This is a genomic window from Streptomyces sp. NPDC050121, assembly GCF_044460385.1.
GTDB classification, from domain to species: Bacteria; Actinomycetota; Actinomycetes; order Streptomycetales; family Streptomycetaceae; genus Streptomyces; species Streptomyces soliscabiei.
The window spans coordinates 457,300-472,794 of the sequence record NZ_JBITJV010000001.1; the positions used below are offsets into that span (position 1 = coordinate 457,300).

At 67.7% G+C, this 15,495-nt stretch carries 11 protein-coding genes; 2 read left to right on the forward strand and 9 right to left on the reverse strand.

Translation table 11 applies throughout. The features are described from left to right. Positions 1-122: 122 nt before the first annotated feature. The 5 genes from ACIBTS_RS02105 to ngcE all read right to left on the reverse strand — a co-directional run bounded on the left by ACIBTS_RS02105 (position 123) and on the right by ngcE (position 6,405). A complete protein-coding gene (locus ACIBTS_RS02105) occupies positions 123-1,223 on the reverse strand; it encodes a sugar ABC transporter substrate-binding protein (protein WP_399315889.1) in 1,101 nt (366 codons plus the stop codon). Positions 1,224-1,346: 123 nt separating this feature from the next. Beyond that, positions 1,347-2,546 (reverse strand): ROK family protein, encoded by a 1,200-nt coding sequence (locus tag ACIBTS_RS02110; RefSeq protein WP_399315890.1) that lies wholly within the window; start codon positions 2,544-2,546, stop codon positions 1,347-1,349. A 429-nt stretch (positions 2,547-2,975) separates the two neighbouring features. Then, the gene (locus ACIBTS_RS02115) at positions 2,976-3,908 is read right to left on the reverse strand and encodes a carbohydrate ABC transporter permease (RefSeq protein ID WP_399315891.1); all 933 of its coding nucleotides are present in this window, start codon (positions 3,906-3,908) and stop codon (positions 2,976-2,978) included. Position 3,909: 1 nt separating this feature from the next. Further along, on the reverse strand, positions 3,910-4,836 hold the full coding sequence (locus ACIBTS_RS02120; protein ID WP_399315892.1) for a carbohydrate ABC transporter permease: 927 nt from the start codon (positions 4,834-4,836) through the stop codon (positions 3,910-3,912). Between the two features lie 45 nt (positions 4,837-4,881). After that, on the reverse strand, positions 4,882-6,405 hold the full coding sequence (ngcE, locus tag ACIBTS_RS02125) for an N-acetylglucosamine/diacetylchitobiose ABC transporter substrate-binding protein (protein WP_399315893.1): 1,524 nt from the start codon (positions 6,403-6,405) through the stop codon (positions 4,882-4,884). A 522-nt stretch (positions 6,406-6,927) separates the two neighbouring features. Here ngcE and ACIBTS_RS02130 point away from each other — a divergent pair. Next, a complete protein-coding gene (locus tag ACIBTS_RS02130) occupies positions 6,928-7,452 on the forward strand; it encodes a hypothetical protein (protein ID WP_079664710.1) in 525 nt (174 codons plus the stop codon). A 66-nt stretch (positions 7,453-7,518) separates the two neighbouring features. Continuing rightward, positions 7,519-9,549 carry an alpha-glucuronidase gene (locus tag ACIBTS_RS02135; protein ID WP_399315894.1) on the forward strand — a complete coding sequence of 677 codons (2,031 nt, stop codon included), beginning with the start codon at positions 7,519-7,521 and terminating at the stop codon, positions 9,547-9,549. Here ACIBTS_RS02135 and ACIBTS_RS02140 read toward each other — a convergent pair. From ACIBTS_RS02140 to ACIBTS_RS02155, 4 genes are read right to left on the reverse strand one after another with little or no spacing between them, the layout of a single operon-like run. Then, entirely contained in the window at positions 9,543-11,600 is a 2,058-nt protein-coding gene (locus tag ACIBTS_RS02140) for a beta-galactosidase (protein WP_399315895.1), read from the reverse strand. The two genes, ACIBTS_RS02135 and ACIBTS_RS02140, sit on opposite strands and share 7 nt — an antisense overlap. Continuing rightward, a complete protein-coding gene (locus tag ACIBTS_RS02145) occupies positions 11,597-12,295 on the reverse strand; it encodes a hypothetical protein (protein ID WP_399315897.1) in 699 nt (232 codons plus the stop codon). Before ACIBTS_RS02145 ends, ACIBTS_RS02140 begins: the two co-directional genes overlap by 4 nt. Then, positions 12,292-13,800, reverse strand: coding sequence for a xylan 1,4-beta-xylosidase (locus tag ACIBTS_RS02150; protein ID WP_399315898.1), 1,509 nt, complete (start codon positions 13,798-13,800; stop codon positions 12,292-12,294). Before ACIBTS_RS02150 ends, ACIBTS_RS02145 begins: the two co-directional genes overlap by 4 nt. Continuing rightward, positions 13,797-15,449 carry an extracellular solute-binding protein gene (locus tag ACIBTS_RS02155; RefSeq protein WP_399315942.1) on the reverse strand — a complete coding sequence of 551 codons (1,653 nt, stop codon included), beginning with the start codon at positions 15,447-15,449 and terminating at the stop codon, positions 13,797-13,799. Before ACIBTS_RS02155 ends, ACIBTS_RS02150 begins: the two co-directional genes overlap by 4 nt. Positions 15,450-15,495 lie beyond the last annotated feature (46 nt).

Here is a 15,495-nt window from a genome sequence, read left to right on the forward strand (position 1 = left end):
GTGAAGGTGGGACGGGCGTCGGAGGGGTCTCGCGGGACCGCCGGGGCGGTCGGCGGGACCCGAGGGCCGCTGCTGAGGCCCGCCTTCGCGGGCGGCTCGCAAGGGCCCTCGGGACCGGGCGCCTACTGGATGCCGGCGGCCTTGCAGGCGGCGGCGTACTCGGCGGTGCAGATGTCCGCGGCGGTGTAGAAGCCGTCCTTGATCACGGTGTCCTTGATGTTGGCCTTGGTGACCGACACCGGGGTCAGCAGTTGCGAGGGCACCTTGTCGCCGGAGCCGCTGGTCAGCGTGGTCGGGGCCAGGGACTTGATGTCCTTGCCCTCCAGCAGGTTGACCGCGATCTGGGCGGCGGTCTCGGCCTCGACCTTGTAGGTCTTCATGATCGTGGCGGACTGGGTGCCGGCCACGATCCGCTGGATGGCGGCGAGTTCGGCGTCCTGACCGGTCAGCGGGATGTTGCTGATCTTCGCACCCTTGAGGGTGTTGGCGATGCCACCGGCCATGCCGTCGTTGGCGGAGTAGACGCCCGCGATGTTCTTGGCGCCGAGCTGGGTGATGGCCGCGGCCATCTTCTGGGCGGCGACCGTGTCCTTCCAGAGGCCGGACTGCTCGTAGGCGATGTCGACCTTGCCGTCGAGGACCTTGTGCGCGCCCGCCTTGAACTGGGCGGCGTTCGGGTCGGCGTCGTCACCGTTGATCATGACGACCTTCGCCTTGGGGGTCGCCTTGGCGCCGAGGGCGTCGAGCAGGGCCTGGCCCTGGAGCTCGCCGACCTTCTCGTTGTCGAAGGAGACGTAGGCGCTGACCGGGCCCTGGGCGAGGCGGTCGTACGCGACGACCTTGACGCCCTTGGCCACGGCGGACTGGATCGAGGACTTGATCGCGGCGGAGTCCTGGGCGGAGATCACGATGACCTTCACGCCCTTGGTGACCATGTTGCTGACCTGCTGGGCCTGCTTGGCCGGGTCGGCCGCGGCGTTCGCGTACTCGAGCTTGCAGTCGGCGCAGAGCGCCTTGACCTTGGCGTCGAAGTACGGCTTGTCGAACTTCTCGTACCGCGCCGTGACGCTGTCGGGGAGCAGCAGGCCGATGGACTTGTCGCCCGAGCTGCTGCTGCCGGAGCCGCTGTCCTTGTTGTCGCCCGCCTTGCCGCACGCGGCAATCGACAGTGCCATGGACACGGCGGTGGCGCCGATCACGACTCTACGCATCGTTGCGTTCATGTGGGGTGTGCCTCCCTGACAGGGCCGCAACGCTGCGGCCGAGGTGGCTGGAAGTCAACTCGGCCACACGTGCGACGTCAAGAAGTAAATACTTAACGAGATGGCAACGGCGTCATTCGTTCTCTAAGTGAAGGCAGGTGCCGCCGCGTGCAGGGTGCTGTCCAAAAGGGTGGAATCGCCCATCTCGCTCAAGGCGAGAGCGAGCGCTCCGAGCACCTCCGCACGGCCGCCAAGTGCCCCAGGGAGAACGGAGAGTTGACGCGCCGCACTCGGGATCGCATAGCGGCCGACGGACTCTCTTATCGGTCCGAGCACCAGCTCACCGGCCTCGGCGAGATCACCGCCCAGGACCACCCGGCTCGGGTTCAACAGGTTGCAGAGATTGGCGACTCCACTGCCGATGTGCCGGCCGACGTCGGCGATCACCCGACGGCAGCCCGGGTCTCCGTCCCTGGCCAGCCGCACGACGCCTTCCATCGTCAGGTCCGTGCCATGACTGGACTGGAGCAGCGGCAGCACATAACGCGCGGCCGCGAAGGTCTCCAGGCAGCCCCGGTTTCCGCAGCGGCAGACCGGGCCGGATTCATCCAGAGTAATATGTCCGATTTCCCCCGCGGTTCCGCCGGGGCCCCGGTAGATCTTCCCGTCGATCACCAGACCGGCGCCGACACCGCTCGCGACCTTGATGTAAGCAAGATCACGTACGCCTCTGCCGCTGCCCCAGACCATCTCGCCGAGGGCGCCCAGGTTGGCGTCGTTGTCCACGTGCACCGGGACCCCGAGTCGGCCGCGCATCTCCTCGGCGGGCCTGGTGCCGATCCAGCCGGGCAGGATGGCGGAGGAACCGAGTGTGCCGGACTCCAGATCGATCGGCCCGGGCACGCCGAGACCGACTCCCGCGACCTTCGTGCGGTCCACCCCGGTAGCCTCGATCAGCCGGGTGACCAGCTGTTCCGCCCGGTCGAAGCCCTGGGTCGAGGAGGCGTCCACATCCAGCGGCTCGGACTCCTCGGCGAGGACCTGGTGGGCCAGGTTGCCCACGGCGACGCGCAGGTGGGTATGGCCGAAATCGACCCCGATGACGATGCCCGCGTCGCCGCTCAGACTGACACTGCGGGCCCTGCGTCCGCCGGCCGAGGTGGGCGTCACCTCGACGGTGCCGCCTTCCTTCAACTCGCGCACGATGTTGGAGACGGTCGCGGCGGACAGACCGGTCGTCCGGGCGATCTCCGCCTGCGTGAGGGACCCGGCCAGACGCACGGCGCGTACGACTCGCTCCAGGTTGGCTCGGTGCAGCGACGACTGCGACCCCGGAGTCTCCACGACGACCTCCTGCGCACGGGGCCGCTTCGATGAGACCCCGTCTATGTCCAACTAGTGAACTCTAAGCTGAGCTGTTCGGGTCGCCTCCCGTCAAGAGGTTGAACAGTATCCGTGTGCTTGCGGAGGGACACGGAGGGTGGCGGATGGGGGGTCGCGCGGCGTGTGGGAGCGGGTGCGGGGCGTGGCGGGCGGGGTCGGGTGATCAAGGCGTGGTCGGTTGCCGCATGTTCCACAGCGGCGGCGCCCTGCGCCGATGCGGCGGGCAGCATCAAACGGCGTGTACGGCGTGGCCGGCGCTGACGGCGTGGTCGCTTGGACGGCGCGGGGAACGGAGGCGGGCCTGCGCGGCAGTCCCGTGACAGGGATGTCCGCGCAGGCCCGAGGAACATGTGGACGGCGGGAGACGGCGCCCGTGCTCAGGCCCCGCGACTACTTCAGCGCCCCCGCGGTCAGCCCCTGCACCACCTGCCGCTGGAAGACGACGTACGCGGCCAGCACCGGCAGCATCGCCATCACCAGCCCCGCGAAGAGGCCCGACCAGTCGCCCTTGTAGCCCTGGCTGACTGCCAGTTGGACCAGTCCCTGGGTGAGGACGTGCTTGTCGGGGTCGGTGTTGAGGACCGTGGGCAGCATGTACTGGTTCCACTGGCCCAGGAAGTTGAAGATGCCGACGCTGATCAGGCCGGGCTTGGCCATGGGCAGCATGATCTGGAAGAACGTACGGCTGTGCGAGGCGCCGTCCACGAAGGCCGCCTCCGCCACCGACGTCGGCAGGGTGCGGAAGAACGCCGTCAGGAAGAACACCGTGAACGGCAGCGAGTAGGCGATGTAGACGAGGATCAGGCCGTGGAGGGAGTTCAGCAGGCCCATGTTGTTCACGACGTAGAACAGCGGGACCAGGGCCAGCATGATCGGGAAGCTCATGCCGCCGATGAAGAGGTAGTAGATGAAACGGTTCCCGGGGAAGTCGAAGCGCGCGAGGACGTAGGCCGCCATGGAGCCGAGGACCAGGGTTCCGATGAGTGAACCGCCCACCACCAGCACGGTGTTGAGGAAGTAGTCGCTCATGTTGGCCTCGGTCCAGGCCCGCGACCAGTTGTCGAAGTGCAGCTTGTCCGGCAGCGACCAGGGCGAGCCGAAGATGGAGCTGTCGTCCTTGAAGGAGGTCATCACCGCCCACAGCAACGGCAGCACGACCATGATCGCCCAGAGGACCAGGATGCCGTGGGAGAAGACGTTGAGGACCTTTCCCTCCGTTTTCTTCTCCGCGGGCGGTTTCCCGAAGGCGGGGTCGACCTTCGTGACCCAAACGCCGGAGCCCGACTCGGCCGGCCGGGACGCGGGGGTTTGTGTCGTCTTCACTTCAGTACTCCAGCCGCTCGCGCCGCCCCAGCCGCATCACGACCGCGGCGAAGGCCAGCGTCACGATGAGCAAGGCGACGCCGATGGTGGTGGCGTAGGCGGCCTGACCGTCCCGGAACGCCTTCTGGTACACGTACAGGACCATGACGGTGGTCGAGTAGTCGGGGCCGCCGGGCCCGGTCGTCATGATCTGCACGACCGCGAACGACTCGGCGCCGAGCGCGAGGATGCCCATGTAGACCCAGCCCGACTGCACCGTGTCCCAGAGCAGCGGCAGGGTGATCCGGAAGAACATCGCGGCCCGGCTCGCGCCGTCCAGCAGCGCGGCCTCGTACAGGTCCGCCGGGATGGAGGCCATGCCCGCCGAGAACAGGACCACGAAGAAACCGACCGTGGACCAGACGAGCACCGCCATCACACACCACAGCGCGAGGTCAGGATCGCCCAGCCAGAGAGGCTGGACGCCGTCCAGTCCGATCCCGCGCAGAAACGAGTTGATCGCACCGCTGTCCGGGTTGTACGCGAAGGCGAACAGCAGCGCCACGATGGCGATCGACAACACCTGCGGAAAAAAGTAAACGATCTTATAGAAGGAGGAGCCGCGGACACCGGAGATCACCGGGCCGCCCTTCCTTCTGCGGCCGCCGACATTGATCATGAAGGCGAAGAACAGCGCCAGACCGATCGTCACCACCGGCAGCACGATCGCGAACTGCAGACTGTGCTGCAAGGACTTCCAGAAGATCTCGTCGTCCAGCATCCTCCGGTAATTGTCCAGGCCGACCATCTTGAATTCGGGGCTCAGGCCGGTCCAGTCCGTGAACGAGTAGTAGATGGACTGGATGAACGGCCACACCACGAAGAGCGCGTACAGTCCCAGGGGCAGCGCCAGGAACCCCACGATGAACCGGTACTTGCCGTGCTGCATCGCCACTCCGGTGCTTTTATGGATGCTTTGCCGTGATTCTCGCCGTCACTGGTGCTTGTAATGCTTGACCGTCGTGTCCTTGGCGGTCGCGTCGGCGTATCCCTGGATCTTCTTGATCGCCTCGGCGGGGGTGAGCCGGCCGGCCATCATCTCGCCGAGACCGGACACGCCGATCTTCTCCTTCTGCAACTGGACATACCAGTCCTGCAGCCGCGGATTCACCACGTTGTCCCCGGCCTTCTCCAGTGCCGCGACACCCGACTTGAGACCCGGCGTGAGCGTTATTCCGTCGGTGCCGCCGTTGTACGCGGTCAGTGACTTGACCTTGGCGGTGAAGTTCTTGGCCGACGCCTCGCTGAGCATGATGCGCAGTTGTTCCATGCCGCCCGCTGAGTTCTTCGCCTTGACCGGCACGACGAACGGCTCTCCGCCGGAGGCCCAGATGGTGCCGAACGGCATCTTGTCGGAGGAGTCGATGCCGGTGGGCGCGGAAACGGCCAGATCGAAGTCCTTCGGGATGACGTCCGCCGACTCGTTCTCCACCCAGGAGCCGTTGGGGATGAAAAGGGCCTTGCCCTTGGCCCACGCGGTCTGCGACTGGGTGTGGTCCAGGCCGGGGGTGCCCTGGAGGATGTATCCCTTCTTGTAGAGCTCGTAGTAAGCGTCGAAACACGCCTTCACCGCAGGGTGTTTCCAGGCGTTCGGCTCCAGGTTGTCGATGGCGTCGAGGACTTCGCGGCCGCCCACCTTGCCGATCATCGGGTACAGCGAGAAGGGGAGGTAGTACGGGTATTTGCCCGCATACGTCCAGCCGGCCATGCCCTTCTTCTTGGCCTTCTCGCAGACCGTGAGCATCTGGTCCCAGGTCTCGGGGTACGTGGCGTCGAGCGAGTCCAGGGCCTTCTGCGAGTACCAGACGCCGTACACGGTGTAGGCGTAGTACATGATCCAGACCGGGGCGCCGTCGAACTGGCCCATCTCGACGATGCCGGGTCGCAGGGTGTCGCGGACCTTCTTGTTCGGGTCGTCGTAGGAGGCGGCGTCGAGGAGCGGGGTGAGGTCGGCGAGCTGGTTCTTGCCGACCAGGACGCCCATGTCCATCTGCTCGGCGCCGGAATTGTCGATCAGATCGGGCGGGGTGCCCTGGTTGAAACGGGGCTGGAGCGTCGACTGGATCTTCTGTATGGCCGAGAACCTCACCTTCGCGCCGGGGAAGTTCTTCTCGTAGATCTTGACCGCGTCCTCGGCGTAGGCCTTGCCGAAACCGCCGTCGAACAGGACGAATTCCATCGGGGCGGTTTCGTTGACCGCGAGAGGGTTCTTCGTGGTCTTCTTTCCGGCCTTCGCCTTCTCCTCGCCACCGCCGCCGCTGCTGGCGCAGGCGGACAGAAAGCTCATCGTGGGGACGGAGAACAGGCCGAGGGCCGCCGACCTCTTGATCAGGTCTCGGCGGCCTACACCCGCGGAGCCGTTGATCTCAGAGACGTTGATCTCGGAGCCATTGCAGTCGGAGCCTTTACAGTCGGAGCCTTTGTAGTCGGAGCCGCTGTTCTCGGAGTGGGATCCCATGCTCAAGTCCTCGCCTTCTCCAGGACTCAGGCGGTGCACCGGATCCTTCCCGGCACCGCGGTCAGGTCAAGCAGGGTCGTGCGGATCGCGTGGTTCAACGGCGTCGACGGTAACGACCGTGACGGCTGTGTCGACGATGAATCGCCGACAGGTATAGTCCACTTCTTGCCGACGGAGCAAGATCGAATGCAAGGTTGACCACCGGTCTTTTCCGAGTTGAGACCTCCCGGACATATGAAGTGCCTGCGGGCACCTGGCCGGAAAAATGCATGACACGAACCCCGCCTGGCGCAATCAGCCTCCTTGACATCACCGTCCACTTGACCCACTACCGACTCCTGCGCAACCACGAGGACAACAATGTCCGGGACGTTGTCCGAAGTGCACCTGTCGGGATGTCGAGTTGTTGTCATGATCTGGTAACTGTCAGCGATCACCGGCTGTACCGGGCGTCACCCGTGTTCCAGAATGACCGGGCGGCCCGCGAGCGCCGGGCGGTCGGTCATGGAGGGGGAAGCGGTCATGGGCATCATCGGACGGTTCACGGGGCTGCTCGCCGGCGCGGCTCTCGGGGCGGGGGCCTTGTTCGCTACGGCGGCGCCGGCACAGGCGTACAGTCCGAACCCGCAGTTCCACGCCTACTACTACGACACCGACACCTGCCCGTGCAGCGGCGGCAACCTCACCGACCCGTTCGACAACACGACGTTCGCGCAGGACGCGGGCGGCTACGCCGTCAAGATGGAAATGATCAACTCGGGGGCGTTCGTCGGCAAGGTGGAGTTCCACCCGAACGACGAGAAGCTCTGGCTGTACGACACCGCGAACGACGGTGACACGTACTACGTCAAGGTCAGCTACACGTCCGGCGGCACCACCCACAACCTGGGCACCTTCAGCCCGCCCGGGACCACGGCGGTGCTGGACTACGAGGTCGAGGACTTCGATCTCCCCGAAGGCGCTTACGTCGACATTTCCGTCTACGACGACGCCGCGCTCACCGACCTCATCGGTGCCGCGCGTGGCACCGGCGCGGCCATCGCCTAGGCAGGCCGCGTCGCCCGGCCCGCACCGCCCATCCCCATCGCCGGCCCGCAGCGCCTCGGAGGGACCATGCCACTGACCGTGCCCGTCCTGCCCGTCGGAATCGACCCCGCCTGGCTGCCACCGGAGGCGTTCCGACCGCTGGGGTCCCGGCGGACACTGGTCCAGGGCGCGGGGCCGCTGGTGGACACCGTGCACGGTGAAGTGGCGTACGCGTGTGGGCAGTTCGGCGGCGAGGTCGTACGGAACGCAGCGGATGACGCGTCGGGTGACCCGTACGACCTGGTGCTGCGCCTGGCGCGGCCGACAGCAGCTGATGCGGGTGTCCTCGGGACAATCGGGGATCTCGGTGACGAGGGGTTCGCCTACGAGCGTGCCGACGAGACGGTCACGGTCACGGCGGTCGGCCAACGCGGGCTGCTGTACGGCCTGTTCCATGTCGTAAGGCTCGGCGAGGACGCCTTCCGGGGCGCCCGGGCACGCGAAGTGCACCGCCCTGCGTCGGCGCTGCGGATGCTGGACCACTGGGACAATGTGGCCGTGCACCCGGTCATGGGCCAGGTGGAGCGCGGGTACGCGGGCGGCTCGCTGTTCTGGCGGGACGGAGGGGCCCGTGGGGAGTGGGATCGCGTACGGGCGTACGGCAGGCTGCTGGCGGCCTGCGGGGTCAACGCCGTCTCGGTCAACAACGTCAACGTGCACGAGACCGAGGCGCACCTTCTCACCGACCGGATCGACCAAGTCGCCCGGATCGCAGGGGCGTTGCGGCCGTACGGGATCCGGACGCACCTGTCGGTGACCTTCGCCGCGCCCGTCGTGCTCGGCAGGCTGTCCACCGCGGACCCGTTCGAGGGGGCGGTGCGCGAGTGGTGGGCGGAGGCCGTGCGCGGGGTGTACTCGGCGATCCCGGACTTCGGCGGGTTCGTGGTGAAGGCCGACTCGGAGGGCCAGCCGGGCCCGTTCACGTACGGGCGCAGTCATGCCGACGGCGCGAACCTGCTGGCCGCCGCGCTCGAACCGTACGGCGGCACTGTCCACTGGCGTGCGTTCGTCTACGACCACCGGCAGGACTGGCGGGACCGTACGACGGATCGGGCACGGGCCGCGTACGACCATTTCGCCCCGCTGGACGGGGAGTTCGCCGACAACGCGGTGCTCCAGGTCAAACACGGACCGCTGGACTTCCAGGTGCGCGAGCCGGTGTCGCCGGTGCTCGGGGCGATGCCGCGCACCCGGCTGGCGGTGGAGCTGCAGGCCACCCAGGAGTACACCGGGCAGCAGCGGCACGTGTGCTGGCTCGGGCCGATGTGGAGCGAGGTGCTGCGGTTCGGGCCACACGGCGACGGCGGGGCGAGCGTGGGCGATTCGGTCCGCGGTCTGGTCGCCGTGTCCAATGTGGGCGACGACCCGTTCTGGACCGGGCATCCGCTGGCCCAGGCGAACCTCTACACCTTCGGCAGGCTGGCCTGGCAGCCCGGCCGCGACCCCCACGGCGTCCTGGACGAGTGGATCGGCCTGACCTTCCCGTCCGCCCCCGAACGGCTGGTCGGCGGGCTGCACGCGCTACTGGACGGCTCGTGGCGGACGTACGAGAAGTACACCGCCCCGCTCGGTGTGGGGTTCATGGTGCAGCCGGGGCACCACTACGGGCCGAGCGTGGACGGCTACGAGTACAGCCCGTGGGGGACGTACCACTTCGCCGACCGCGACGGCATCGGCGTCGACCGCAGCGCGGCGACCGGAACCGGTTACGCGGCGCAGTACGGCAAGCCGTGGGCCGAGGTGTACGAGTCGGCCGCGACCTGTCCGGACGAGCTGCTGCTGTTCTTCCACCATGTCCCCTACGGGCATGTGCTCGCCGATGGCAGGACCGTGATCCAGCACATCTACGACAGTCATTTCGAGGGGGCCGAGGAGGCCGAGGAGGCCCGCCGGGTGTGGGCGGGCCTCGCGGACCTGGTGGACCCGGCGTGGCATGCGCGGGTGGCGGAGCGGTACGAGGAGCAGGTGCGCAGCGCCCGTGAGTGGCGGGACCAGATCAACAGTTACTTCCTGCGCAAGTCGGGGGTGCCGGACGCGCGGGGGCGGACCATTTACTGAACCGGTTGCTGAAGACGCAGGATCGCGACGCCGAGCGGGTCGAGGGTCAGGGGCGCGCCCTGCTCGGAGCGCTTGCCGGTGAGGAGGTCGGTGGCGGTCGCGCGGGCGGTGAGGCGGGCCGTTTCCGGGGCGTGGTTGAGGAGGAACAGCAGGCGGGTACCGTCGGGGGCGACGCGGGTGGCGGTCTCGACGGTGCGGTGGTCGGCGTAGGGGCCGACGAGGTCGTGGCGGGCCAGCACGCGGCGGACGACGAGGTCGACTCCGGGCTGGTCGAGGGCGGTCGCCACGTACCAGGCCTCTCCGGCGCCGAAGCGGTGGCGGGTCACGGCGGGGGTGCCCGCGTAGAAGTCGGCGCCGTAGGTGGCGACGGGTTCGGCGCCGCGCGGCCGCACGATCTCGAAGACCAGGCGGGAGGCGGTGGTGAACTCCCCGACGTGGACGGGCTGCACCACGTCTGCGGGACGTGCGTCCCACTCGTCGACGCGAATGCCGAGCAGGGGTGCCAGGGGGCCGGGGACATCGGTGAGGAAGGCGCGGTCGTGTTGGTCGCAGCGGGCGGTGAGAAAGGTGGCGAGAACGGTTCCACCGCGTCGGGCCAGTTCCTCCAGGCGGGCGGGCAGGTCGCCCTTGACCAGGTGGAGGACAGGGGCGAGGACGACATCGTAGGCGGCGAGGTCGGCGGTGACCGGGACGACGTCCACGTCGGCGCCCGCCTCGCGTGCGGCCCGGTAGTAGGCGTGGACCACGTCGGCGTAGCGGACGAGGCGGGACGGGCCGTCGGAGATCTCCAGGGCCCACCAGCTGTCCCAGTCGAAGAGGAGGGCCGTGCGGGCGGGGGTGCGGGCGCCGAGCGTGGCGTCGCCCAGCAGCTCCAGCTCCCGTCCCAGGTCGGCGACTTCGCGGAACACCCGGGTGTCGTCCCGGCCGGCGTGGCCGATCACGGCGCCGTGGTACTTCTCGCAGGCGCCGCGAGAGGCACGCAGCTGGAAGTAGAGGGCGGCGTCCGCGCCGTGGGCGACGGCCTGCCAGGTGGCGAGGCGGAGTTCGCCGGGGCGGTGCAGCGGGTTGACGTCGCGGCAGGCGGTTGTGGAAGGGGTCTGCTCCATCAGCCAGAACGGGGCGCCGTCCTTGAGGCCGCGCATCAGGTCGTGGGCGAGGGCCGGTTGTGAGGGCGGGGCGTCGAGGGGCGGGTAGTTGTCCCAGGAGGCGAAGTCGAGATGGGGTGCCCAACGGTGGTAGTCGAGTGGGCGGTAGGCGCCCATGAAGTTGGTGGTGACGGGCGTGTCGGGGTCGTGGGTGCGGATGGCTTCCTTCTCCGCGGTGAAGCAGCCGAGCAGGGCGTCGGTCATGAAGCGCTGGTAGTCGAGGGTGATGCCCTGGAAGGCGGTGTGGTCGGGGCCGCGCCAGTGCTCGGTGAGGGCGCTCGGCGGCTCGATCTCGTCCCAGTCGGTGTAGCGGTGCGACCAGAAGGTGGTCCACCAGGCGTCGTTGAGTGCGTCGAGGGTGCCGTGCCGGGCGCGCAGCCAGTCACGGAAGCCCTCGGCGCACAGATTGCAGTAACAGACGCCGCCGTACTCGTTGTTGATGTGCCAGGCCAGCAACGCCGGGTGTCCCGCGTAGCGTTCGGCGAGGCGGTCGGCCACGGCCGTGGCCAGTCGGCGGTAAGCGGGCGAGCTGGGGCAGAAGTTGTGCCGTTGGCCGTAGCGGTGTCGTCGGCCTTCGAAGTCGGTGCGGTTGACGTCGGGGTGTTTCTTCGCGAGCCAGGGCGGCAGAGCGGCGGTTCCGGTGGCGAGGCAGACGTGTCGGCCCTCGGCGGCGGCACGCTCGAGGATGCCGTCGAGGGTCGTGAAGTCGTATGTGTTCTCGGCCGGTTGGGTGAGTGACCAGCTGAAGACGCCGACGGTGAGGGTGTCGACGCCGGACTGCGTGAACAGGCGGTGGTCCTCTTCCCAGACCTGCCGCGGCCACTGCTCGGGGTTGTAGTCGCCGCCGTACGGGATCTTGCCGGTGCGCGGGAGCCGGCTGTTGTCACCGGGGTCGGGGGCGGTCATGCGGTGAAGTCCTCCTGGGTCTCGACGATCACCGGGCGGCTCGACTGCACCAGCGAGAGCAGCAGCGGTGCGGCCAGCAGGACGGGCAGGGCCTCCGTGAACAGGGCGGTCAGGCCGCCGGTCAGGACGAGCAGTGAGGCCGCGGCGAGTGTGACGCGCCCCCGCCGGAACAGGAAGTACGCGGCCAGCCGGGCACTGTCGCGGGCGCGGAACGTGAACAAGGAGGTGAGGACGACGGCGTGCGCGCCCCAGAGCAGGGACGCCACGCCGATGCCCCCGAGAAGCACCGCCCACCAACCGGGCAGCCCGGTGGCGGCGAAGTGGGTGAGGCTGAACGCGATCACGGTCAGCCAGGCCAGCAGGGGCGCCCAGAGCTTCAGCGCGGGCAGGGCGTTGAGCCGCCAGCCGCGGGTGTAGACGCGGGCCGGGTGCAGGTCGGTGAGGTCACGGCTGCGATGGTGCAGGGCGTACAACGCTGCGGAGACGGCCGGGCCGAGCGGCAGCAGGCACCCGGCGGCGAGGGGCAGGTTGGCCGGGTCGCGGCCCAGGAAGAACAGGCCGGCCAGGCCCGGAGCGGTCGCCGCGAGGAACAGGGCCTCGACGGTGAGCAGGGTGTGCACCAGGGCGGCGGCGCGGGAGAGGGGCCCGGTGCCCGAACGGGAGGGAAGCGGTCTCGAAGCGGTCAACGGAATCATGTCGCCGGCCCGCCGAGGAGCCGCCGTTCGTCCCACCAGGGCGGGGTCTCGTCGACGACCGGGGCGAGCTCGACCAGAGTGATCTCGTGGCGGGCCAGGCTGAGGTCCAGCTCGGCGCGCCCCTCCTGCGCGGGCAGCCTCCGATGGCTGCGGGCGGGCTCGGCGGCTTCGTGCAGAACGTCCAGCTGCCCCGGCTTTGGCGAGCGGGGGCTGCCCATGTGCCGCCAGGCGGTGTAGGCGTTCCCGTGCTCCTCGTCGACGGTGGACCGGCGGACGAAGACTTCTCGCGCCGCGACCGGGAGGGAAAGACGCAGTACGTGCCGGTCGGGTCCGGGGGTCTCGCCGGTCGGGTCGACGGGCGCCCAGGCCAAAACCGTGACCCGGCCGTCGGGGTGGCGGGTGACGAGGTGGTCGTCGCCCCGCGCCAGCAGGTCGGGCCCCATCCGGGCCATGAACGCGTACAGGTGGTAGGTCGGTTTCCTCACCTGCCGGTGGGTGAGCAGTCCGAAGCCGCCGTGGAAGAGGGCCGTGGGGACACCGGCCTCCTCGAACACGTCACTGAACGTCCAGTAGGAGAAGGAGTCGGCGAAGTCGCCGCCGTGTGCGAGAACCGGCGCCAGGTAAGCGGCATGGAATGCGGTGTCGTGGATCGGGTTGTTCGGACAGTAGGAGGAATTGAACTCCGTGATGTGGACCGGGAGTCCGGCCAGTTGGGTGCCCTTGAGGCGTTCGCGGGGGGTGGCGAACTGGTCGAGCAGAGAGGATGCCGGGGCCAGCGTCTGGTGGACACCGAACGGTACCTGGTCCGCGGGGCCGGAGGTGTAGGCGTGCTTCGACACGAAGTCGACGGGCACGTCCCGGCCTTCCGCGAACTCGGCGAACCGGTCCAGCCACTCGTCGGCGCCCGGAGTGATCGCGGGGCCCCCGACCTGGAGAGCGGCGTCCACCTCCTTCACGGTGCGCGCGGTGACCTCGTACAGCCGGTGGTACGCCTTTTCGTCCGCGTCCTGCCAGAAGTCGGACAGGTTGGGTTCGTTCCACACCTCGATGGGCCAGGTGCGGACCTCGTCGAGGCCGTAGCGGTCGACGAGATGGGCCAGGGTCGCCCGGACCAGGTCGGCCCATTCACGGTACGAGCGGGGCGGGGTGACATTGCCCCGCCACCAGAAGACCGTCTGTGTTCCGACGGCCAACGCCTCGGGCATGAAGCCGAGTTCCAGGAAAGGGCGGATGCCGGCCGCCAGATACGCGTCGACTACCTGGTCGACGTAGGTGAAGCAATGGTGGACGTGGCGGGCGCCCTCGTGGTCGTACGGGCGGTACACGCCCATGCCGTCGCTGAGCAGGCCATGACCACGGATGTATCGGAAACCGATGTCCCGCTGGAGCAGGGCGAGGGAGTCCTGGTAGTCGCGGCGCAGGGCGAGTTCAACTCGCCCCGTGCCGACGCAGAACCGCCAGGCGTCGGAGAGCCGGCCCGCCGCTTCGGCGGGAACGCTGATCACCCCTTCTCCTTCGCGAAACGCTCGCGTGCCTTGTTGTGCAGACCGACAAGCTGATCCATGTTCTTGGCCTTCAACTCGGTGACGTAGTCGTCCCATTCGGACAGCGGGCGCTTGCCGAGGGCGAACTTGAGCATGTTCTGGGTGACGTGGTCCCTGAGCGGGGTGTCCCAGAGTGAGGCCTGTTCCTGCTCCACGGACTGCAGCGGGTGGGCCGGATCGATGGGCAGTTGTCTGTACTGGGCCATGGCGTCCTGGAACTTCTTCTCGTCCGGGCCGAAGGACGAGGAGACGAGCTCCCAGCTGCCACCGTAGGCGAAGACGCCGTTGTAGAAGCCGTAGTCCTTCTGGAGGTCCTTCGGGGCGTCCGGGTTCGCGCCCATGAACGAGATGCCGGGCTCGAGCCTGTACTGGCTGCCGGCCTGTGTGTAAGTGACGCCCTGGACGCCCCACTTGGAGAAACGCTGGCCCTCGTCGGAGTACCACAGCCAGTCGACGAACTGCATCATCGCCACGAACGTGTCGCTCTTGAGGGCTTTGCTGGAGATCATGACGCCGTTCTCCAGCCGGGCGCCGCCCATCACCACCGGGCCGGCCGGGCCGAGTGGCACCGGCACCATCTCGATCTTCGCTCCCTTGACCTGTTTCTCCAGGTTGTAGCGGTAGTTCTGGACCAGCTCCTGCGGGTTGGCGCTGATGGCGAAGGATTTCTCACCCAGCAGTTTCTGCACGGCGTCGTCATCGGGCTGCGTGAAACTCTCCGGGTCCATCAGTTTCTCGGCGATCAGCTTTCTCAGGTACTCGACCACCTGGCGGTAGCCGTCCGTGGCGCCGGTGAAGACGAACTCCCCCGCCTTCGAGTCAAAACTGATGTTGTCGTAGGTCCAGCCACCCTTCACTCCGTGCGCCTGGCCGAGGTAGCTGAGCAAGGCGGCTGCCGGGAAAGGGGTGTTGGTGCTCCAACGGTCGGAGAAGGGGTATCGGTCCGGGTATTCGGCCTTGATCGCCTTGAAGACGTCGTACACCTGGTCCCAGGTGGTGGGCAGGCTCAGACCGAGCCTGTCGAGGACGTCCGTGCGCAAGGACAGCGAATAGCCGGACCTGACCCTCTCGTGCAGGCCGGGAAGGAGGTAGTACTTGCCGTCGGACTGACGAATGGAGTCGAGCTCGGGCTCCAGCTTCCATTTTCTGACCTTGTCCTGGAAGTTGGGCATCAGATGCACGTACTCGCTGACCGGGAGGATCGCGCCCGACGAGACGAAGGCGGCCTCGGACGGATGGTACGTCTTGGGGATCAGGAACGGGGCGTCGCCCGCACCGATCAGCACGCTGCGTTTCTTCTCATAGTCACTGAGCGGGACAGCGATCGGTTTCAGGGTGATACCGGTGCGCTTGGTGAGTTCCTTCCAGAACAGCCAGCTGTTCTTCATGGGGTAGTTCGGGTTGTTGTTGTGCAGAATCGAGAAGGACAGCGGTTTCGACGCCTTGAACTGCTGACCGGCCCGATACTCCTTCATCGCGCCGTTCTGTTTCTTGGAGAGGTCCTTTGAATCCTCTCCGTCCTCGCCGCTGCCACAGCCGGTGAGGGTGGCAAGGCCGATGAACCCTGCCGCGGCCATGATCTGACGCCGGGACAACTGTTTGCCATTCATCACTCAGAACCTCCTGGTACGACGGCTGATCAGAACCGTTGTTGCA